At 71.6% G+C, this 21625-nt stretch carries 17 protein-coding genes; 14 read left to right on the top strand and 3 right to left on the bottom strand.

Annotated elements, in window-relative coordinates; all coding sequences use genetic code 11:
* Positions 1 to 20: 20 nt before the first annotated feature.
* The 11 genes from ACFVYX_RS33265 (at position 21) to ACFVYX_RS33215 (ending at position 15644) form a co-directional block, all read left to right on the top strand.
* Positions 21 to 914: a diiron oxygenase gene (locus ACFVYX_RS33265; protein WP_389685214.1), complete on the top strand. Its 894-nt coding sequence runs from the start codon at positions 21 to 23 to the stop codon at positions 912 to 914.
* 38 nt (positions 915 to 952) lie between these two features.
* Positions 953 to 1870, top strand: coding sequence for a hypothetical protein (locus tag ACFVYX_RS33260; RefSeq protein WP_389685213.1), 918 nt, complete (start codon positions 953 to 955; stop codon positions 1868 to 1870).
* Between the two features lies 1 nt (position 1871).
* Positions 1872 to 2375, top strand: coding sequence for a holo-ACP synthase (gene acpS / locus ACFVYX_RS33255; protein ID WP_389685212.1), 504 nt, complete (start codon positions 1872 to 1874; stop codon positions 2373 to 2375).
* 21 nt (positions 2376 to 2396) lie between these two features.
* Positions 2397 to 2648: a phosphopantetheine-binding protein gene (locus tag ACFVYX_RS33250; protein WP_056553149.1), complete on the top strand. Its 252-nt coding sequence runs from the start codon at positions 2397 to 2399 to the stop codon at positions 2646 to 2648.
* The gene (gene metK / locus ACFVYX_RS33245) at positions 2645 to 4003 is read left to right on the top strand and encodes a methionine adenosyltransferase (protein WP_389685211.1); all 1359 of its coding nucleotides are present in this window, start codon (positions 2645 to 2647) and stop codon (positions 4001 to 4003) included. The genes ACFVYX_RS33250 and metK overlap by 4 nt, the downstream gene beginning before the upstream one ends.
* A 3-nt stretch (positions 4004 to 4006) precedes the next feature.
* On the top strand, positions 4007 to 4990 hold the full coding sequence (locus ACFVYX_RS33240; RefSeq protein ID WP_389685210.1) for a carbohydrate kinase family protein: 984 nt from the start codon (positions 4007 to 4009) through the stop codon (positions 4988 to 4990).
* Positions 4987 to 8454, top strand: a complete 3468-nt coding sequence (metH, locus tag ACFVYX_RS33235; RefSeq protein WP_389685209.1) for a methionine synthase — start codon at positions 4987 to 4989, stop codon at positions 8452 to 8454. Before ACFVYX_RS33240 ends, metH begins: the two co-directional genes overlap by 4 nt.
* Positions 8451 to 9311: a methylenetetrahydrofolate reductase [NAD(P)H] gene (gene metF / locus ACFVYX_RS33230; RefSeq protein ID WP_389685208.1), complete on the top strand. Its 861-nt coding sequence runs from the start codon at positions 8451 to 8453 to the stop codon at positions 9309 to 9311. Before metH ends, metF begins: the two co-directional genes overlap by 4 nt.
* Complete coding sequence (gene ahcY / locus ACFVYX_RS33225; RefSeq protein ID WP_389685207.1) at positions 9304 to 10701, top strand: adenosylhomocysteinase; 1398 nt, start codon at positions 9304 to 9306, stop codon at positions 10699 to 10701. Before metF ends, ahcY begins: the two co-directional genes overlap by 8 nt.
* Positions 10701 to 11366: a maleylpyruvate isomerase family mycothiol-dependent enzyme gene (locus tag ACFVYX_RS33220; protein WP_389685206.1), complete on the top strand. Its 666-nt coding sequence runs from the start codon at positions 10701 to 10703 to the stop codon at positions 11364 to 11366. Before ahcY ends, ACFVYX_RS33220 begins: the two co-directional genes overlap by 1 nt.
* A 597-nt stretch (positions 11367 to 11963) precedes the next feature.
* Positions 11964 to 15644: an amino acid adenylation domain-containing protein gene (locus tag ACFVYX_RS33215; protein WP_389685205.1), complete on the top strand. Its 3681-nt coding sequence runs from the start codon at positions 11964 to 11966 to the stop codon at positions 15642 to 15644.
* A gap of 31 nt (positions 15645 to 15675) precedes the next feature.
* Here the strand turns inward: ACFVYX_RS33215 and fxsT are convergent, their stop codons facing one another.
* Both fxsT and ACFVYX_RS33205 read right to left on the bottom strand, forming a co-directional pair.
* Positions 15676 to 18663 (bottom strand): FxSxx-COOH system tetratricopeptide repeat protein, encoded by a 2988-nt coding sequence (fxsT, locus tag ACFVYX_RS33210; RefSeq protein WP_389685204.1) that lies wholly within the window; start codon positions 18661 to 18663, stop codon positions 15676 to 15678.
* A gap of 2 nt (positions 18664 to 18665) precedes the next feature.
* Positions 18666 to 19247 carry a trypco2 family protein gene (locus ACFVYX_RS33205; RefSeq protein WP_389685203.1) on the bottom strand — a complete coding sequence of 194 codons (582 nt, stop codon included), beginning with the start codon at positions 19245 to 19247 and terminating at the stop codon, positions 18666 to 18668.
* A gap of 292 nt (positions 19248 to 19539) precedes the next feature.
* Here ACFVYX_RS33205 and ACFVYX_RS33200 point away from each other — a divergent pair, with 292 nt between their 5' ends.
* The 3 genes from ACFVYX_RS33200 to ACFVYX_RS33190 are packed head-to-tail and all read left to right on the top strand — an operon-like array spanning position 19540 to position 20825.
* A complete protein-coding gene (locus ACFVYX_RS33200) occupies positions 19540 to 19830 on the top strand; it encodes a hypothetical protein (RefSeq protein ID WP_389685202.1) in 291 nt (96 codons plus the stop codon).
* A gap of 45 nt (positions 19831 to 19875) precedes the next feature.
* Positions 19876 to 20199, top strand: coding sequence for a DUF2087 domain-containing protein (locus ACFVYX_RS33195; RefSeq protein ID WP_389685201.1), 324 nt, complete (start codon positions 19876 to 19878; stop codon positions 20197 to 20199).
* The gene (locus ACFVYX_RS33190; RefSeq protein ID WP_389685200.1) at positions 20196 to 20825 is read left to right on the top strand and encodes a LysE family transporter; all 630 of its coding nucleotides are present in this window, start codon (positions 20196 to 20198) and stop codon (positions 20823 to 20825) included. The genes ACFVYX_RS33195 and ACFVYX_RS33190 overlap by 4 nt, the downstream gene beginning before the upstream one ends.
* Positions 20826 to 20902: 77 nt before the next feature.
* Here the strand turns inward: ACFVYX_RS33190 and ACFVYX_RS33185 are convergent.
* Positions 20903 to 21625: ABC transporter permease (locus tag ACFVYX_RS33185; RefSeq protein ID WP_389685199.1), on the bottom strand; the 723-nt coding region annotated here is incomplete at its 5' end.

The raw sequence follows: 21625 nt of genomic DNA, 5'->3' as shown, positions 1-21625 counted from the left end.
GACCAAGAGGAGCCACGACCATGGGCGTGACCGCCCCCCTGCCCGTCAGCGACCGGTTCATGGAGGTCCTGGAGCGGCTCAGCGAGCGTTCCGTCGAGGACTACTACAACCCGTACCAGACCTTCCAGTGGCCCGAGACGCTGGAGGAGAACCGTTTCTGGATGACGCCGGAGCTGCTCACCGTCTACGGCACCGAGCACTACGACGCCCTCGGCGAGGAAACGCTTCAGCGCCTCTCGAAGTGGGAGTCCGTCAACTTCTACAGCCTCAACGTGCACGGCATCCGCGAGCTGCTCATCGAGGTCGTCGGCCGCATCCACATGCCCGGCTTCGAGGTCCCCTCGGACTTCTTCCACCACTTCATCGGTGAGGAGAACGAACACATGTGGTTCTTCTCCGAGTTCTGCCGCCGCTACGGCAACAAGATCTACGGCTCCACCGCGATGCGCGCCGACGCCGCCTGGGAGCCCGAGGTCGAGAACTTCCTCGTCTTCACCCGCATCCTCTTCTTCGAGGAGCTCGTCGACCACTACAACGCCCGGATGGCGAAGGACACCTCGCTCTGCCACACCATCCGCGAGGTCAACCGCATCCACCACCAGGACGAGTCCCGCCACATCGCCTTCGGCCGTGAACTGGTCTCCCTCCTGTACGGGCGGATGTGCCAGGCCGTGAGCGCCGAGCGGGTCCGTGAGGTGGAGGCGTACCTCAAGCGGTACGTCGTCTACAGCGTCAACTCGCTCTACAACCCCCACGTGTACCGCGACGCCGGCATCCCCGACCCGCTGGCCCTGCGCAACGCGCTGGTCGCCGACGAGAGCCGCCGTCCCCACGAACGCAAGGCGATCCGCAAGCCGCTCGCCTTCTTCCTGAAGACCGGGATCTTCTCCGACGACACCCTGCCCGTCGTCTGAGCGGCCCGCGAGACCTCCCACCCGAGAGGTGAAGAGACATGACCGTGACGACCCCCGCGCAAGCCGGGGCCCCCGCGACCGGCGGGGAATCCCAGGGCGAGACGAGGGGCCTGCCCTCGCTCGGCCCTGAGGGGACCCGCCTGCTGCGGCTCCTCGACGACACCTTCGAGAGCTGGGGGGTGACGGCGGGCGCCCGCCCGATGACCATGCCCCCGCTCCTGCCGGCCGCCGACCTGGCGAAGCTCGACTACTACGACAACTTCCCGCACCAGGCCGTCGTCGCCACCCCGCTCGACCTGGAGCGCCGGGAGACCGCGCCCTTCTCCGCCGCCACCGGCCGCTTCCCGAGCGAGGCACTCGAACCCGCCGCGCTCGGACTGCCCTCGGCGTCCTGCTACGCCGTCTACCTCGACCACCGGGGCACCCAGGTCGCCGACGACACCCTCGTCACGATCTGCTCCTGGTGCTTCCGCAAGGAGACCCACTACGAGGGGATGCGCCGCCAGCTCGGCTTCCGCATGCGGGAGGTCGTCGCCATCGGCACGCGGGAGCACGCCGAGACGCACCTCGCGGACTTCCAGGCCAGGATCCAGAGCTTCGCCGCGGCGCTCGACCTGCCGCTGCGCAAGGAGGCCGCCTGCGACCCGTTCTTCGACAAGGGCGGCTCGAAGGCGCTCCTGCAGCGGCTCACCCCGGTGAAGTACGAGTTCCTGTACGAGGACCTGGCCATCGCCTCGGTCAACACACACCGGAACTTCTTCGGTGACCGCTGCGACATCAGCCTGGAGTCCACCGGCGGACCGGCCTTCACCAGCTGTGTCGCCTTCGGTCTCGAACGGTGGCTGTCCGCGCTGACCCGGCGCCACGGCAGCTGGGAGTCCGCCACCCAGGCGGTGCTCGACGCGAACGCCCGCGCGCGGGCCGATGCGAGTGGCGCGGCCGGGCCGGTGATCTGACGTGCCGGCCCGTCCCGCCGCCCCGCCGGCGGGCGGCCTGGGGTGGGCGAACCTCGGCATGGACATCGTGTCCGTCAACCGTGTCCGCAGGCTCCTCGCCCAGTACGGGGAGCGGTTCTTCGAGCGGATGCTCACTCCCGGCGAGCTCGCCGACTGCCGCACCTCCTCGGGGCTCGACGTACTGAGCCTGTGCGGGCGGATCGCGGCCAAGGAAGCGGCTTTCAAGACCTTACGGGTCAGGGGCAGGTTCCTGCCGTGGCCGGAGATCGTCGTGCGGCGTTCGGAGGGCGGCTGGCCGCTCGTCGAGCTGCACGGTTCGGCCGCCGAGATGGCCGCGGAGTCCGGCATCACCGAGATCACCGTGTCCATCAGCCACGACGTGGACTACGCGGTGGCGGTGGCCGCACCGATCATCGCCGCCACCCCCGTCGCCGCCCCCGTCCCGGCCGGCGCACCCACCCCTGTCACCGCCCCCACCCCTTACGTATCCAGCATCAGCAGCTAGCAGTAGCTAAGGAGAGCAACCATGGCCGACGGCCTGCAGACGGTGAAGAACTGGATCCTCGAGCGTCACCCGGAGCGCGACGACATCGCGTCCGACCTCGACCTGATCGAGAACCGGCTCATCGACTCGCTGTCCTTCGTCGAGTTCGTCTTCCTCCTGGAGCAGGAGAGCGGGACCGCCATCCAGATGGAGACCCTGGAGGTCGAGTCCATCCGTACGCTCGGCGCCATCGAGCAGCACTTCTTCAAGGCCCCGGTGGAGGTCCAGGCATGAGCCGCCGCCTCTTCACCTCGGAGTCCGTGACCGAGGGACACCCCGACAAGATCGCGGACCGGATCAGCGACACCATCCTCGACGCGCTGCTCGCCGAGGACCCGTCCTCGCGGGTGGCGGTGGAGACCCTGATCACCACGGGTCTCGTCCACATCGCCGGCGAGGTCACCACCACGGCGTACGCGCCGATAGCCAAGCTGGTGCGCGAGGCCGTCCTCGACATCGGCTACGACTCCTCCGCGAAGGGCTTCGACGGCGCCTCCTGCGGCGTCTCGGTGTCCATCGGCGCCCAGTCGCCGGACATCGCGCAGGGCGTCGACACGGCGTACGAGTCCCGGGTCGAGGGCACGGGCGATGAGCTGGCGGCGCAGGGCGCCGGCGACCAGGGCCTGATGTTCGGCTACGCCTGCGACGACACGGCCGAGCTGATGCCGCTGCCGATCGCCCTGGCACACCGGCTCTCGCGCCGGCTGACCGAGGTCCGCAAGAACGGCACCGTGCCGTACCTGCGGCCCGACGGAAAGACCCAGGTCACCATCGAGTACGACGGGGACCGCCCGGTCCGCCTCGACACGGTGGTCGTCTCCTCGCAGCACGCCGCCGACATCTCCGTCGAGGGCCTGCTCGCCCCCGACGTGCGCGAGTACGTCGTCGAGCACGTCCTCAAGGAGCTCGTCGAGGAGGGCGTCAGCCTGGAGTCCGACGGCTACCGGCTCCTGGTGAACCCCACCGGGCGCTTCGAGGTCGGCGGCCCCATGGGCGACGCCGGACTCACCGGCCGGAAGATCATCATCGACACGTACGGCGGGATGGCCCGCCACGGCGGCGGTGCCTTCTCCGGCAAGGACCCGTCGAAGGTGGACCGCTCGGCGGCGTACGCGATGCGCTGGGTCGCCAAGAACGTCGTCGCGGCGGGTCTCGCCCGCCGCTGCGAGGTGCAGGTGGCGTACGCGATCGGCAAGGCCGAGCCGGTCGGTCTCTTCGTGGAGACCTTCGGCACGGGCACCCTGCCGGACGAGAAGATCCAGGAGGCCGTGTCGAGCGTCTTCGACCTGCGCCCGGCGGCGATCATCCGCGACCTGGACCTCAAGCGGCCCATCTACGCGAAGACGGCGGCGTACGGCCACTTCGGCCGCGAGCTCCCCGAGTTCACCTGGGAGCGCACGGACCGCGTGGAGGCCCTGAAGAAGGCAGTGCCCGCGCCGCAGGAGCGCGGCGGCGTCGAAAGGGAGTGGGGGCACCTCCCGCCGAAGGCAGGGGGAGCGCGCAGGTCGGGAGGAACGAGCGACCGAGCACGGTCGACCGTCGACGCCGACTCGAGCGCTCCGGAGGCGCGAAAGAGGGAAGGGGAGTAGGCCATGCGTATCGCTGTCACGGGATCCATCGCGACCGACCATCTGATGACCTTCCCCGGCTGGTTCAGCGAGCAGCTGCTCGCCGACCGGCTCGACAAGGTCTCCCTGTCGTTCCTCGCCGACAACCTGGAGGTCAGGCGTGGCGGAGTGGCAGCGAACATCGCCTTCGGACTCGGTGTCCTCGGCCTGCGTCCCGCCCTCGTGGGCGCGGTCGGCGCCGACTTCGAGCCGTACCGGGTCTGGCTGAAGGACCACGGTGTGGACACCGACTCGGTGCGCGTCAGCGAGTCGCTCCACACCGCCCGGTTCGTCTGTACGACCGACCGGGCCCAGAACCAGATCGCCACCTTCTACGCGGGGGCGATGGCCGAGGCGCGCGAGATCGACCTTCGGGACGTCGTCGCGCGCACCGGCCGGCTGGAACTCGTCCTGGTCTCCCCGGACGACCCCGAGGCCATGCTGCGGCACACTCGCACCTGCCGTGACCTGGGCATCCCCTTCGCCGCCGACCCGTCGCAGCAGCTGGCGCGGCTCGCCGGCGAGCAGGTGCGGGAGCTGGTGGACGGGGCACGGTTCCTGTTCACCAACGAGTACGAGACGGCGCTGCTCCTGGAGAAGTCCGGCTGGACGGAGGCGGAGGTGCTGGGCAGGGTCGGCACCTGGGTCACCACCCACGGCGAGGCGGGCGTCCGCATCCGGGGCGAGGGCCGCGAGCCGCTCGCCGTGCCCGCGGTGCGGGTCGCCGGAGTCGTCGACCCGACGGGGGTCGGGGACGCCTTCCGGTCCGGGTTCCTCGCGGGCTGGCTGTGGGGCGTGCCGGAGCGGTGCGCGGCGCAGCTGGGCTGCGCGGTCGCCGCGACCGTCCTCGACTACGTGGGGACGCAGGAGTACCGGCTGCACCGGGACTCGCTCCTCGACCGGATCAGGACGACGTACGGGACGGTCTGCACGGCCACGCTCGTCACGCATCTGAGGGGGCTCACGTGAGTACCGCCCGGCCGTCGCTGCGCGAGGAGTTCGCGACGCGGGTCGTGGTGGCCGACGGGGCGATGGGCACGATGCTCCAGGCCGCCGACCCGACGATGGACGACTTCCGGAACCTGGAGGGCTGCAACGAGATCCTCAACCTCACGCGCCCCGACATCGTCGCCTCCGTCCACGACGCCTACTTCTCGGTGGGTGTGGACTGCGTCGAGACCAACACCTTCGGGGCGAACCTGGCGGCGCTCGCCGAGTACGGCATCGAGAACCAGGTGTACGAGCTGTCCGAGGCCGGCGCCCGGATCGCCCGTACGTCGGCGGACGCGCACACGGCCGCCGACGGCCGCCCCCGCTGGGTCCTCGGCTCGATGGGCCCCGGCACGAAGCTGCCGACCCTGGGCCACGTCACGTACGAGCCGCTCCGCGAGGCCTTCCAGCAGAACGCCGAGGGCCTGATCAGGGGCGGCGCGGACGCCCTGCTCATCGAGACCTCGCAGGACCTGCTCCAGACGAAGGCGGCCGTCATCGGCGCCCGCCGGGCCCTGGACTGGGTCGGCGTGGACCTGCCCGTCATCGTGCAGGTCACGGTGGAGACGACGGGCACGATGCTGCTCGGCTCGGAGATCGGGGCGGCGCTGACCGCCCTGGAGCCGCTGGGCATCGACATGATCGGCCTGAACTGCGCCACCGGCCCGGCGGAGATGGCCGAGCACCTGCGGCACCTGTCGCGGCACGCCCGGATCCCGATCTCCGTCATGCCGAACGCCGGCCTCCCGGTCCTCACGTCGGACGGCGCCCACTACCCCCTGTCGCCGGCCGAACTGGCCGACGCGCAGGAGAGGTTCGTCCGGGAGTACGGCCCCGCCCTGGTCGGAGGGTGCTGCGGTACGACGCCCGAACACCTGCGGCAGATCGTGGAGCGGGTGCGGGGCGCGGCCGTCCTCGACCGGCGGCCGACGCCGGAGCCTGGCGCGTCCTCCCTGTACAGCCATGTGCCGTTCCGGCAGGACACCGCGTACCTGGCGATCGGCGAACGCACGAACGCCAACGGTTCGAAGAAGTTCCGCGAGGCGATGCTCGACGGGCGCTGGGACGACTGCGTCGAGATGGTGCGCGACCAGATCCGCGAGGGCGCGCACATGCTCGACCTGTGCGTGGACTACGTGGGCCGAGACGGCACGGCGGACATGGCGGAGCTCGCCGGCCGCTTCGCGACGGCCTCCACCCTCCCGATCGTGCTCGACTCGACCGAGATCGCGGTCCTGCGGGCGGGTCTGGAGAAGCTCGGCGGCCGGGCCGTCGTCAACTCGGTCAACTACGAGGACGGTGACGGGCCCGAGTCGCGGTTCGCCCAGGTCACGGCCCTGGCCAAGGAGCACGGCGCGGCGCTGATGGCGCTGACCATCGACGAGGAGGGCCAGGCCCGGAGCGTCGAGCACAAGGTGGCCGTCGCCGAGCGGCTCATCGCGGACCTCACGGGGAACTGGGGGATCAGGGAGTCGGACATCCTGATCGACACCCTCACGTTCACGATCTGCACCGGTCAGGAGGAGTCCCGCAGGGACGGCATCCACACGATCGAGGCGATCCGCGAGCTGAAGCGCCGCCACCCTGACGTACAGACCACCCTCGGCCTCTCCAACATCTCGTTCGGTCTGAACCCGGCCGCGCGGATCGTCCTGAACTCGGTCTTCCTCGACGAGTGCGTGAAGGCGGGCCTGGACTCGGCGATCGTCCACGCCAGCAAGATCCTGCCGATCGCGCGCCTGGAGAAGGAACAGGTCGAGGTGGCGCTCGACCTGATCCACGACCGCCGCTCTCCGGGGTACGACCCGCTCCAGCGTTTCCTGCAGATGTTCGAGGGCGCGACGGCGAAGTCCCTGAAGGCCGGCAAGGCCGAGGAGCTGCTCGCGCTGCCCCTGGACGAGCGGCTGAAGCGCCGGATCGTCGACGGCGAGAAGAACGGTCTGGAGGCCGACCTCGACGAGGCGCTGGGCGAACGCCCCGCCCTGGAGATCGTCAACGAGATCCTCCTCGACGGCATGAAGACCGTGGGTGAGCTGTTCGGCTCGGGCCAGATGCAGCTGCCGTTCGTGCTCCAGTCCGCCGAGGTCATGAAGACGGCCGTGGCGTACCTCGAACCGCACATGGAGAAGTCGGACACGGAGGGCAAGGGCACGATCGTCCTGGCCACCGTCCGCGGCGACGTCCACGACATCGGCAAGAACCTCGTCGACATCATCCTGTCCAACAACGGCTACAACGTCGTCAACATCGGCATCAAGCAGCCCGTCTCCGCGATCCTGGAAGCCGCCGAGGAACACCGGGCCGACGTCATCGGCATGTCGGGCCTCCTCGTGAAGTCCACGGTCATCATGAAGGAGAACCTCCAGGAGCTGAACGGCCGCGGCCTCGCCGCCCGCTTCCCCGTGATCCTCGGCGGCGCGGCCCTCACCAGGGCGTACGTCGAGCAGGACCTGCACGAGCTGTACGAGGGCGAGGTGCGGTACGCCCGCGACGCCTTCGAGGGCCTGCGGCTCATGGACGCGCTCATGGGCGTCAAGCGAGGCGTCCCCGGGGCCGTGCTCCCGCCGCTCAAGCAGCGGCGGGTACCCAAGCGGGAGACCCCCCTCACGGAAGTGCGGGAGCCCGAGCCGGCCGGCCGCTCCGACGTCGCCGCCGACAACCCCGTCCCCGAGCCGCCCTTCCTCGGAACCCGCGTCGTCCAGGGCATCCCCCTCGCCGAGTACGCTCCCTGGCTCGACGAGAACGCCCTCTTCAAAGGCCAGTGGGGCCTCAAGGACTCCGCGACCGTCGTGACGGAAGGCCGGCCCCGGCTGCGGGCGCTGCTCGACCGCGTCGAACGCGAGAGCCTCGTCGAAGCAGCCGTCGTGTACGGCTGGTTCCCCTGTGTGTCCAAGGGCGACGACCTGATCGTCCTGGACGAGGACGGAGGCGAGCGGACCCGCTTCTCCTTCCCCCGCCAACAGCGGGGCCGCCGCCTCTGCCTGGCCGACTTCCACCGCGCCGAGGACTCCGGCGAGGTCGACGCCGTCGCCCTCCAGGTCGTCACCGTCGGCTCCCGGATCGGCGAGGAGACAGCGCGGCTCTTCGCCGCCGACGCCTACCGGGACTACCTGGAACTCCACGGCCTCTCCGTCCAGTTGGCGGAGGCCCTTGCCGAGTACTGGCACGCCCGGGTGCGCGCCGACTGGGGCATCGGTTCGGCCGACCCCGCCGGCCTGGACGGCATGCTCCGCACCGAGTACCAGGGTTGCCGCTACTCGCTCGGCTACCCGGCCTGCCCCGACCTGGAGGACCGGGCGAAGATCGCCGCCCTCCTGCGCCCCGAACGGATCGGGGTGGAGCTGTCGGAGGAGTACCAACTGCACCCCGAACAGTCGACGGACGCGATCGTCGTCCACCACCCGGAGGCGAGCTACTTCAACGCGGGAGGCCGGCGCCTGTGAAACCCACGTACTCGTTCGAGTTCTTCCCGCCGAAGACCGACAAGGGCGAACGGACCCTCTGGGACGCGATCCGCCGCGTGGAGGCCCTGTCCCCGGACTTCGTCTCCGTGACGTACGGCGCGGGCGGCTCGTCCCGCGACCGGACCATCGACGTCACCAAGCGGATCGCGAGCGAGACCACCCTGCGCCCCGTCGCCCACCTCACCGCGGTCGGGCACTCCGTCGCCGAACTGCGCGCGATCATCGGCGCCTACGCGGACGCCGGGGTCCGGGACGTACTCGTCCTGCGCGGCGACCCGCCGGGCGACCCGCGCGGGACGTGGACCCCCCACCCGCGGGGCTTCACGTACGCGTACGAACTGGTGGACCTCGTCCGCTCCCTCGGCGACTTCAGGATCGGAGTGGCCGCCTTCCCGGAGGGCCACCCGAGATCCGCGAGCCCGTCCGACGACCTCGCGCACTTCGTCGCCAAGTGCCGGGCGGGAGCCGACTACGCCATCACCCAGATGTTCTTCGACCCCGAGGACTACCTGCGGCTGCGGGACCGGGTCGCCGCCGCCGGCTGCGACACCCCGATCATCCCGGAGATCATGCCGGCGACGGACGTACGCCAGATCCGCCGCTTCGCCGAACTGAGCGACGCGGCCTTCCCGGAGGACCTGGCACACCGCCTGGAGGCGGCGAAGGACGACCCGGCGGCCGCGTACCGCACCGGCGTCGAGTACGCGACCCAGATGGGCCTGCGGCTGCTCGACGAAGGGGCGCCAGGCCTGCACTACATCACGCTGAACAAGTCCACGGCGGCCCTGGAAATCCACCGAACCATCATGAGCGCGAGGAGCGTTGTCCATGTCTGACGTCTTCACCGATTACAAAGTGGCGGACATCTCGCTGGCCGGGTTCGGCCGCAAGGAGATCACCCTCGCGGAGCACGAGATGCCGGGCCTGATGTCGATCCGCAGGGAGTACGCGGAGACGCAGCCCCTGGCGGGGGCGCGGATCACCGGCTCCCTCCACATGACCGTACAGACGGCCGTCCTCATCGAGACGCTCGTCGCGCTCGGCGCAGAGGTCCGCTGGGTGTCCTGCAACATCTACTCGACGCAGGACCACGCGGCCGCCGCGATCGCCGCCGCCGGCATCCCGGTCTTCGCCTGGAAGGGCGAGACCCTGGAGGAGTACTGGTGGTGCACGGAGCAGGCCCTGACCTGGCCGAACGCCGACGGCCCCAACATGATCCTGGACGACGGCGGCGACGCGACGGTCCTGGTCCACCTGGGTGTCGAGTACCAGAAGACCGGCAAGCTCCCCGAAGCGTCCAACGAGGAACTGGCCGTCATGCGGGCCCTGTTGGAGAACAGTGAACTCGACTGGTCGACCATCGCCACCGGCATCCGCGGTGTGACGGAGGAGACCACGACCGGCGTCCACCGCCTGTACGAGATGCACCGCGAGGGCGCACTGCTCTTCCCGGCGATCAACGTGAACGACGCCGTGACGAAGTCGAAGTTCGACAACAAGTACGGCTGCCGCCACTCCCTCATCGACGGCATCAACCGCGCGACGGACGTCCTCATCGGCGGCAAGACGGCCGTCGTGTGCGGTTACGGGGACGTCGGCAAGGGGTCGGCCGAATCCCTCCGGGGCCAGGGCGCGCGGGTCATCGTCACCGAGATCGACCCGATCTGCGCGCTCCAGGCGGCCATGGACGGCTACCAGGTGGCCACCCTGGAGGACGTCGTCGAGACGGCCGACATCTTCATCACCACCACGGGCAACAAGGACATCATCATGGCGTCCGACATCGCGAGGATGAAGCACCAGGCGATCGTCGGGAACATCGGCCACTTCGACAACGAGATCGACATGGCCGGCCTGGCGGCGATCCCCGGGATCGTCAAGGACGAGGTCAAGCCGCAGGTCCACACCTGGACGTTCGAGGACGGCAAGGTCGTCATCGTCCTCTCCGAAGGCCGCCTGCTCAACCTCGGCAACGCGACGGGCCACCCGTCCTTCGTGATGTCGAACTCCTTCGCGGACCAGACGCTCGCGCAGATCGAGCTGTTCACGAAGCCCGAGGAGTACCCGGTGGGCGTGTACGTCCTGCCCAAGCACCTCGACGAGAAGGTGGCCCGGTTGCACCTGGACGCCCTCGGCGTCCGGCTCACGACCCTGCGCCCCGAGCAGGCGTCGTACATCGGGGTCCCGGTCGAGGGGCCGTACAAGCCGGACCACTACCGCTACTGATGTGTACGAAGGATGAGGTCCGGGACCCCTGGCTCCCGGACCGCCTGCTGCGAACGGAACGGGACCTGCTGATGCCGCTCCTCCGGCGCACACCGGAGGAGGCGTACGAACTCCGCACCGCGTGCCCCGGCTGGACCGCGAGGCAGGTCCTCGCCCACTGCGGGGCGGCCCTCGTCCGGATCGTCGAAGACCGCCTGGAAGAAGGCGTGTTCCTGCCGGAGGCCAACGCGTGTGACGTGGCCGAACGGGAGGACTGGCCGCTGGACCGGATCCTCGACGAACTGGAACGGGGGTTCACGGAGGCGGGACCGGTCATCGCCGAACGGGAGGACGGCCGGCTGGACGCGGTGGCGCTCGGCGAGTGGGTCCACGCCGGAGACGTACGGGAGGCCTTCGGCGCGCCCGGCGCCTACTGCGGGCCCAGCCTCGACCTGGCCCTCCCGCTCCTCACGGTGACGAGCCGGAAACGGGAGACGCCGCGACTGGTGGGCGTCCTGGAGGAGGCCACGACGGTGACCCTCGGCAACGCGACGGAGGGCCGTCCGGCGGCGAGGTTCAAGGGGGCGGCGTCGACGCTGATCCGCATCTACGCGGGGCGGCCCCTGGTCGGCACGCGCTACACCCTGACAGGCGCCACGGAACAAGAACTCCTCATCTACCGCTGACACCCCGGCCACCTACCCGCGCCGGCCAGCCGTACCCTGTGCGGACCCGCCCGCCGCCCCCGCCGGCCTTTACCTACCGCCCGTGCGGGCAGCCGCCCGCGCCCCCACCCACCCCCACCGCCGTGTGGGCAATCGTCCCGCTGGGGCGGGACGGGTGGGCACACGGGACGGCGCCCTTCGGCGGGCGCCTCCGCCCCTTGTGCCTGGACCCGCACCGACTTGTGCGGCGCACGACGGGTGCGGGTTCAGGCCCGGAAGCCTGGGCCCGGCAAGGGGCGCCGTCCGTTGTGCCCACCCGTTCCGCCCCAGCGGAACAGATGCCCACAACGGGGGTGGCGGGCGGCGCCGCCCCGGTGGAGCCCACGCCCGCAACGGGATGGGCGCCGTCACAGCGGGGGCGGGCGCCGTCACGGCGGAGACCACGCCCGCAAGGGGTGGGCGCCGTCGCGGCGGGACCGGTGACCGCACAGGGGTGGGCGCCGTCATGGCGGAACCCATGCCCACAGCGGCGCGCGCGCGACGCCACCGCCGAACCGATGACCGCATCGCGGGGCGCGGGGCGTCGCCCCGGTGACCCCCGAGACCGAAGGGACCGACATGCCCACGCTCGACCGGCTCCTGCACGCCCAGGCGACCACCCGCCCCGATCACCCCGCCGTCACCTTCGGAGAAGCCACGCTCTCCTTCCGCGAGTTGTACGACACCGCCGCCGCCCTCGCCGCGCACCTCGTGGCCCTCGGCGTCGGCCCCGACACCCGCGTCGGGGTGCACGTCGAGCCGTCGCTGGACCTGATGACCGGCATCTGGGGCGTCGTCCTGTCCGGCGGCGCGTACGTGCCGCTCTCCCCGGAGTACCCGGAGGAGCGCGTCCGTTACATGACCGAGGACAGCGGCGCCCGCATCGTCCTCACGCAGGCCCGCTTCCGGGACCGCGTCACGCGACTGGCCCCGCCGGGCACGACCGTCGTCACCCTCGGGGACGCGCTCCCGCCGCCGGCGGCCTTGCCCCCGGTGGGCGAGCGGGACCTCGCGTACGTCATCTACACCTCGGGCTCCACCGGCAAGCCCAAGGGCGTCATGGTCGAGCACCGTTCGATCGTCGCCCAGATGCGCTGGATGGCGGCGGAGCACCGGCTGAACGAGGACGCGACCGTCGTCCAGAAGACCCCGATGAGTTTCGACGCGGCCCAGTGGGAGATCCTCGCCCCGGCCGTCGGCGCCCGTGTCGCCGTGGGGCCGCCGGGGGTCTACCGCGATCCGGAGGCCCTGATCGACACGGTCCGCGCGACCGGCGCGACGATGCTTCAGGGCGTGCCGACCCTCCTCCAGGCCCTGGTGGACACGGAGCGGCTAGCCAGCTGCACCACGCTCCGACGGGTCTACTCGGGCGGCGAGGTCCTCTCCCGCAACCTGGCGGCGCAGCTCCTCGCCGAGCTCCCCGCCGCCGAGCTGATCAACCTCTACGGCCCCACCGAGTGCACGATCAACGCCTCCTCGCACACCGTGGACCGCGCCGTCCTCGCCGCCGCCGAAGGCCCCGCCGCGATACCCATCGGAAGACCGGCGTACGACACGGCCTTCCACATACGCGACGGCGAGCTGTGCATCGGCGGGGTCCAGGTGGCGCGGGGGTACCTGGACCGTCCGGAGCTGACCGCCGAGAAGTTCGTGACGACGGACACCGGCGAGCGCCTCTACCGCACGGGCGACCTGGCCCACTGGAACGAGGACGGCACCGTCCAGTTCGCCGGCCGCGCGGACAACCAGATCAAGCTGCGCGGCTTCCGCGTGGAGCTGGACGAGATCGCGCTCGCCGTCGAGAACCACGACTGGGTGAGGAACGCGGCGGTCATCGTGAAGGACGAGCCCCGCACCGGCTTCCAGAACCTGGTGGCCTGCGTCGAGCTGTCCCCGAAGGAAGCCGCGCTGATGGACCAGGGGAACCACGGCGCCCACCACCAGTCCAAGGAGTCGAAGCTCCAGGTCAAGGCGCAGCTCTCCAACGCGGGCACCCGCGACGACGCCGGCCTGGCCGGTCTTCCGGTGGTGGTCCTGCCGGGGGCGACCCCCACGGAGCGGATGCGCCGTACGGTCTTCGCCCGCAAGACGTACCGCTTCTACGAGGGCGGCGAGGTCACCCGCGCCGACGTCCTGGCGGCGCTCGCCCGCCGCCCGGAGGGCGTCGGATCCCGCGCGGTGGGCAGCCTCACGGCGGCGGACCTGGGCGAGATCCTGCGCTGGTTCGGCCAGTTCACGAGCGAGGAGCGGCTGCTCCCGAAGTACGGCTACGCCTCGCCGGGCGCGCTGTACGCCACCCAGCTGTCGGTGGAGCTGCGCGGGATCGCGGGCCTCGACCCGGGCACGTACTACTACCACCCGGTACGGCACCAGCTGTACAGGACGGAGCCGCTCCCGTCCGACGCGACGGGCGAACCGTTCCTCCGGGTGGCCTTCCAGGGCCGGCCGGAGGCGATCGAGCCGGTCTACCGGAACAACATCCAGGAGGTCCTGGAGATCGAGACGGGCCATATGGTGGGCCTCTTCGAGGAGGTCCTGCCGGGCTACGGACTGGACATCAGGCCGTGCGCGGAGGGGGTCTTCGAGGTCGTCCCGTACGACGAGCAGGCGGCCACGGACCCGGAGGTGGACATCTATGTCCAGGCGCACCCGGACGCCATGCCGGACCTCCCGCCGTACCAGTACCTCTACGAGAACGCCGGTCTGACCCCCGTCTCCCCCTCCCTGGTGGAGAAGAAGCACGTGATCGCGATCAACCAGGCGGTGTACGAGCGGGCGTCGCTCGGCATCACGGTGATCAGCCGCACGGCAGAGGCCGACCGCGCGTACATCGACCTCGGACGGGCACTCCAGCGCCTCCAGCACGGCGAGCACGGCCTGGGGTTCATGTCCTCGGGCTACAGCTCGAAGTCGGGCCATCCGCTCCCGGCGGCGCGCCGCATGGACGAGATCCTGTCGGCGGCGGGCCGCCCCACGGGTCCTTCGTACTTCTTCGTGGGCGGCCGGATCAGCGGGGAACAGCGGCTGAGCGAGGGCATGTACGAGGACACCGTCCACATGAAGGGTCCGGCGGAGATGATCCGCGACGACCTCGCCCGCCACCTGCCCGACTACATGATCCCGAACCGGGTGGTGGTCCTCGACCGGCTGCCGCTTTCGGCGAACGGCAAGGTCGACACGAAGGCGCTCGGCGAGCTGGCCGTGGTCAGCGCGGGCCTGCACGGCCGCCCGCACGTCCTGCCCCGTACGCGTACGGAGAGCAGGCTGGCGGAGATCTGGGCGAAGGCGCTGAAGTACGAGGAGGTGGAGTCGGTCTCGGTCCTGGACGACTTCTTCGAGTCGGGCGGCAACTCCCTGATCGCGGTCGCGCTCGTCACGCGGATCAACCGGGAGTTCGACGGCGGACTCCCCCTGCAGATCCTCTTCGAGCGCCCGACGATCGAGAAGCTCGCCCACCAGCTGGACGGCGCGGCCGCCACGCCCGCCTCCCGCCTCGTACGGCTCCACGCGGCGGGCGCCCAGCCGCCGGTCTTCTGCTGGCCGGGCCTCGGCGGCTACACGATGAACCTGCGGCACCTCGCGGCGGAGATCGACATCGACCGGCCGTTCTACGGGGTGCAGGCGTACGGCATCAACCGGGGCGAGGAGCCGTATCCCACGATCCGCGAGATGGCGGCCGCGGACGTCGAGGCGATCCGCCGCCGCCGGCCCACGGGCCCCTACACCCTCTGGGGCTACTCCTTCGGTGCCCGCGTCGCCTTCGAGTCGGCGCATCTCCTCGAGGCGGCGGGGGAGCAGGTGGAGAACCTCTTCCTGATAGCCCCGGGCTCACCGAAGGTCCGCTCCTCCGAGACGGGCGGAGCGACGTACGACAACCCGGCGTTCGTGACGATCCTGTACTCGGTGTTCGCGGGCGCGATCGACCCGACGGTACGGGCGGCGGACCGGGAGACCTTCGTGTCCCTGGTCGCGACCCGTTTCCCGGCCCTGGACCCGGACCTGATCGACCGGATCGTGGCGATCGTCGAGGAGACCTTCGAGTTCACGTACACCTTCCGCGAGCTGACGGAACGGCAGGTCGACTGCCCGGTCACGATCTTCAAGGCGGAGGGCGACGACTACTCGTTCCTGGAGCACACGACAGGCTGGTCGACGCGCCCGCCGACGATGGTGGAACTCGACGCGGACCACTACAGCCTGCTGCGACAGCCGGACCTGGGGGAACTGGTCAAGAAGATCCGGTACCGGCTGGGGATGTAGCGGATACGCCGGGCACCTCGCCGTTCCCTTGTCAGGTCTGCCGCCGTGCGGCGGCGAGGTGGTCGCGTGCGGCCCGGGTGACGGGATGACCGTCGCCCAGCTCCCGCGCGCAGTCGACCGCCGCCGGGCGCAGCAGACGGAGCGCGTCGTCGACGCGCCCCGCTCGCAGGTAGGAGCTGGCCAGGTTGACGCGGGCGATCAGGGTGTCGGGGTGGTGGTCGCCCTGTACGCGCGCGGAGGCGACCGCCACCTGTTCCTCGATCGCGATGGCCTCGTCGATCCGGCGCGTCAGCTGGTAGGAGGCGGCGAGGTTGCCGAGCGCGGTGAGGGTGTCGGGGTGGCTGTCGCCCAGGATCCGCGCGGAGTCGGCTGCCACCTGTTCCTCGATGGCGAGGGCTTCGCCGGTACGTCCCGCCTTCCAGTAGGAAGTGGCGAGGTTCGCGAGGGCGGTGATGGTGTCGGGGTGGCTGTCGCCCAGGACCCGCGCGGAGTCGGCTGCCACCTGTTCCTCGATGGCGATGGCTTCGCCGGTACGTCCCGCCTCCCGGTAGGAGGCGGCGAGGTTGCCACGGGCGGAGAGGGTGTCGGGGTGTCTCTCGCCGAGAACCCGCCGCGAGTCGGCCACGACCCGCTCCTCGATCTCGATGGCTTCGCCGACGCGCCCCGCCTCCCAGTAGGAGGCGGCCAGATTGGCGAGGACGGCGAGCGTCCGGGGGTCGTCGTCGTCCAGTACCCGCCGGCAGTCGGCCGACACCCGCTCTTCGATCGCGATGGCTTCGCCGACGCGCCCCGCCATCCGGTAGGAACAGGCGAGGCTGGCACGGGCGATCAGGGTGTCGGCGTGCTGGTCGCCCAGGAGCCGCTCGGTGTCGGCCGCCACCTGTTCTTCGATCGCGATGGCTTCGCCGGTACGTCCCGCCTCCCGGTAGGAGGCGGCGAGGTTGCCGCGCGCGGCGAGGGTGTAGCGGTGGCCGGCGCCCAGAAGCCGGGCGGCATCGTCGGTCACGCGCTGCCAGTGCGTGGCGGCGGTGGCGCTCAGGCCCGCGTCGAGGAGGCTGTTCCCCGCCCGGTACAGGACCGAGTGCCCGGAGCCGTCCCAGAGCCGGTCCCGCGCGTGGTCGGCGAGGACGTCGGTGTTGGCGCGCAGGGCGGCGGCCAGGTCGGGGTGGGACTGGTCGATCTCGGGCCAGATGTGGAGCAGGGCGGCGGCAGCCGTGCCGGCGAGGTGGGCGAGCTGGGCCTCGGGCGTGTTCTCACGGACCGCGCGGGCCGTCAGCGCGTGGACGCGGACCGCCCGGGGCTCCGCGCGGGTGTCGCAGGTGAGCAGAGCGTAGCGGTGCAACAGGCGCAGGACCGTGTGGGTCCGGTCCGCCGTGACGGGTCCGGCGGGGGAGAGTCCGCGGAGGACGGGTGGCGCCGCCCACAGCGCGCGGGGGTGGCCGGCCGGGTCCAGGAGGGCGGCGAGACGGAGGGCCGGGAGCACGAGGCCGGTGGTGTCGGCGGCCCGGGCCGCGTCGAGGGAGAGCAGGAGCGCCACGGCGATCGGCCGCCCGTAGCCTTCGGTGTCGGCCGTCTCGGGGAGCGCCTCCTCCAGGCGGGTACGGCGGTCGGTGAACCGCCGCACGTAGTCGGCGCAGGTCAGTTCCTCGTTGATCATGTGGGCGGCGGCCAGGCCCAGGGCCAGCGGCAGATGGCCCAGGGCCTCGGCGAGATCGGCGGCCCGGTCGTCGAGGAGGTGGTCCATGCCGTCGCCGTGGAGGCGTTCCCGCAGATAGGCGCCGGCCTCGGCCGGGGTGTAGACGTCGATGTCGACACGGCTCCGGCCGTGCCCGGTGAGACGCGCGTCGTGGAGCCGGGTGGTGGCCAGGACCCACCCTGTGCCCGTACGGCTGACGGGCCACCAGCCGCCGAGTTCCGTGGGGTGGACGACGTCGTCCAGGACCACCAGCCACCGCCGGGACGTCGTCGCCAGCCACTTCAGCAGGGCCCGGGCGTCGGCCTCCGGATCCTGCCCGGTCGCGCCCGGCAGCCGGATGTCCGCCGCGGCCTGCGCGTACTGGGTGATCACCTGCTGCACCTCGGTCGCGGACGCCCACACCACCAGGTCGACGTCCTGGGCGAGGGCGTCCGTCGCGCATGCGGCGGCCAGCTGCGTCTTCCCGAAGCCGCCCCCACCGGACAGCACCTGGGTCAGCACCACCGACCCGCCGCCCGACCGTGCCGCGTCGATCCGGTCGCGCAGGACACTGCGGGGCTGGAAGGCCGAGGCCAGGGCGGGGACCGGGCCGACCTCCACCGGCCAGACCACTCCATCGGCACCCGGCGTACCGCTCTCGCCGGTGACCTCCTCCAGGACGGTGGTGGTGCCGGGATGTCCGTGCCGGGTGACGAGGCCGGCGAAGCCGGGCAGGCGGAGGGCTTCATGGAGGGGTGCCGCGTGGAGACGGCGCCAGTTCATCGTCCGGTTGTCCTCCACGGCCACCCCGACGAGCCGCCCGTGGCAGAAGACCGCCGAACCGGACGCGCCCGCCCACGGCCGCTCCCCGCCGGGGCGGGACGCCGGCCAGACCGGGCAGTCCAGGACCCAGCCCGGCAAGGACGTGCCGACGACGGAGAGTTCGCCGTGGAGGTCCTCGACCTGGGCAGCGCTTCCGGCGTCGGCCGCGAAGGCGGGGAAGCCGGCGCCGTTGAACGGGAGCCGCGCGGTGCCGCCGGGGCGCCCCCACCGCACCGGCCCTCCGCTCGCCGGCACGGGCCGGTCGAGCCACAGCAGCGCGACGTCCGGGGCGCCGACACCCGGGACGCCGTCCCGGGTGTCGGGCCAGCAGACCTCCGCCCGTCGCTCGACGAGGTCCCCGAAGCGCGGATGACCGACCCGCGCCTCGGCGCGCTCGGCCCACCGGCCGTCGCCGAGGACGACGTGCAGGGCGGTCAGAACGAGTTGCGGCCCGATGAGGTAGCCGGACCCGGCCCCCTCCGGGCCGCCGGTGCGGACCCACACCAGCCGCTGCGGATCCACGCTCACGCCTCCCAGGGACGGGGCCGGGCCTCCCCGGAGGGGGAGGAGTCCGATGCGCCGGACGGGTCGGAGGAACCGCCGGCCGCCGAGGTGCCGCCGGACTCCGGAGCGCCCTCGGCGGCGCCTGCGACGTCGGAGTCTTCCGCCGCCGTGCGGCGGTCGGGGTCGTGCGGGCTGCGGTCGGGGTTGCCGTCGGGGTCGTGCGGGCCGCGGTCGGGGTTGCCTTCCGGGTCGTCCGGGCCGCTGTCCGGGCTGCCGCTCGGGCCGCTCAGGCCGCCGGCGAGCCGCCGGATCCTCGCCCGCTCCCCGCCCAGCGCCTCGTCACGTACCTGGAGGGTGAGCGTCAGCGTCTGCCGACGGGTAGTGCCCAGCGTGCCGCCGGCCTCACCGCCGACCTTGGCGCCCAGCGCGCCGACGTCGACCTTCACCTTGCCGTTGCCGTCCCTGCGGAACTCGACCTCCAGGGTGAGCTCCGCCTGCTCGACCTCGAACCGGAACTGCTCGTGCGCCCCCTCGGCCTGTGCCGCGTACAGCTCCTCCCGCACCTTCCGAAGCGCCTCGGCCAGCGAGATTCCGTCGTGCATGGCTCCCCCTCGTCAGCGGGCCCCCCGCTTCGGCGCCCCACGGAGAAGTCTGGCCCACACACCCGGCGCGGCGCAGGCGTGTCACCTCACCTGGACACGACGAAGGTGGTTTCCCCCTTGGTAGGCCGACGAGTTCCCTCAACACGCGTGCGGCGCACGTCCGTCACGGCCCACCGGCGCCTGCGCCGTTCGCCGGAGCACGCCCGTTCGGTCTTCGCCGCCGTGCGGGGTGTCGTGGCCGCTGGTGTGCTGGTCGGGACCGCCGTACCCCCTCACGTACAGGAGCAGTGTCATGCCCGTCATCGTCACCATCGAGATCCCCGGCGGCACCCGGGAGCAGTACGAGGAGACCACGGACCTGCTGATGGCCGCCGAGTGGTTCCCGCCCGCCGGGTTCATCGCGCACGCGGCCGGGCCGGACGGGAGCGGGGGGTGGCGGGTCGTGGACTTCTGGGAGTCCGAGGGCGACTTCCGGGCCTTCGTCGACAAGGCCCGGCCGATCTTCGACCGGAACGGTGAGCGTACGATCCTGCCGACCGTGCAGGAGGCGGTGAACGTGATGGTGCGGCCCGAGCCCAAGTGAAAACCCTTTGCGGAACGGGGGTTGCCGGGGCCAGGCTTCACCGCCATGACCAGTCATCCTCCGTCCCGTCATTCTTCCCGCCCTGTCGCGGATCTCTTCTCCGCCGACGGGCGCCTCAAGGCGGTCCCGCGCAGGCCCGCCCGGCGTGAGGCGCTTCTCGCGCATCTCGCCGAGACGCTCTTCGAGACCGGTCGGGAGTACCGCGAGTCCGAGGTCAACGCGGCCCTGCTGACCGTGCACGAGGACTTCCCCGCCCTCCGTCGCCACCTCGTGACCGGGGGCTTCCTCGGCCGGACCAAGGACGGCTCCGCCTACCGCCGACAGCAGCAGGCCGGCTCCCCTGGAGGCGCGATCCCCGCCGTCGCGTGACCGCCGCGGTGGTGGCCGGCCTGCTGGCCGGCTACGGCATCGCGATTCCGGTCGGCGCCGTCGGCGCCTATCTGGTGGCGGTCACCGCCCGTACCGGCTGGCGTACGGGTGGCGCCGCGGCCCTCGGCGTCGCCACGGCCGACGGGGTGTACGCGCTTCTCGCCGTCGCGGGCGGTTCCGCGCTCGTCCCCGTCCTCGCCCCCGTGACGACCCCGCTCCGGTGGGCCTCCGCGGCCGTCCTCGCGGTGCTTGCCGTACGGGCCGCGTGGGTGGCGCTCGCCGCCCACCGTTCGGGCGGGCTCGGCTCCCGCGACGACGGGGGCGACCTCGCCCCGGGCCGCGCGTTCCTCACCTTCCTGGGGATCACGATCCTCAACCCCATGACGGTGGTCTACTTCGCCGCCCTGATCCTCGCGACGGGCCCCTCGGCTCCCGCGACCCTGCCCGACCGCACCGCCTTCGTCCTCGCGGCCCTCGCCGCCTCCGCGAGCTGGCAGCTTCTCCTCGCCCTGGGCGGCACCCTGCTCGGCAGGATCCTGACGGGTGCGCGCGGCAGGCTGACCACGGCGCTCGCGTCGAGCACGCTGATCGTGGTGCTCGCCGTGCGGCTCGTGGCCCAGGAGTGATTCCGGGACGCGGGAGAGGGCGGCGTACTCCGACGTGTGCCGGGGTGCGCCGCCCTCGTGCGTTCGGGGGTGCTGTGTCACTTGGGGTCGCGGTTGTGGACGGACGTGGACCAGCGGTAGCCGAGTGCGGTGAGGGTGAGGCACCAGGCGAGGGCGAGCCAGCCGTTGTGGCCGATCTCGGTGCCGAGGAGCAGTCCCCGGAGGGTCTCGATGGCGGGGGTGAAGGGCTGGTACTCGGCGATCGGCTGGAACCAGCCCGGCATCTGGTCGACCGGGACGAAGGCGCTGGAGATGAGGGGCAGGAAGATCAGCGGCAGGGCGTTGTTGCTGGCGGCCTCGGCGTTGGGGCTGACCATGCCCATGCCGACGGCGATCCAGGTGAGCGCCAGGGCGAAGAGGGTGACGAGGCCGAGGGCGGCGAGCCATTCGACGGCGGTGGCGTCGGTGGACCGGAAGCCGATGGCCGCGCCGACGGCGCCGACGAGGACGACGCTGACGACGGACTGCAGGACGCTGCCGATGACGTGGCCGACGAGGACGGATCCGCGGTGGATCGCCATGGTCCGGAAGCGGGCGATGACGCCTTCGGTCATGTCGTTGGAGACGGAGACGGCGGTGCCGATGGTGGTGGAGCCGATGGTCATCAGGACGAGGCCGGGGACGAGGTAGGCGATGTAGGCGTCGCGGTCGGCGCCGCCCATGCCGGCGCTCATCACGTCTCCGAAGATGTAGACGAAGAGCAGGAGCAGCATGATCGGCGTGAGCAGCAGGTTCAGGGTCATGGACGGGTAGCGCCGGGC

Origin of the sequence: Streptomyces sp. NPDC058326, assembly GCF_042879855.1 — a bacterium.
GTDB lineage: Bacteria > Actinomycetota > Actinomycetes > Streptomycetales > Streptomycetaceae > Streptomyces.
This window is presented reverse-complemented; position numbering and strand designations above follow the sequence as displayed.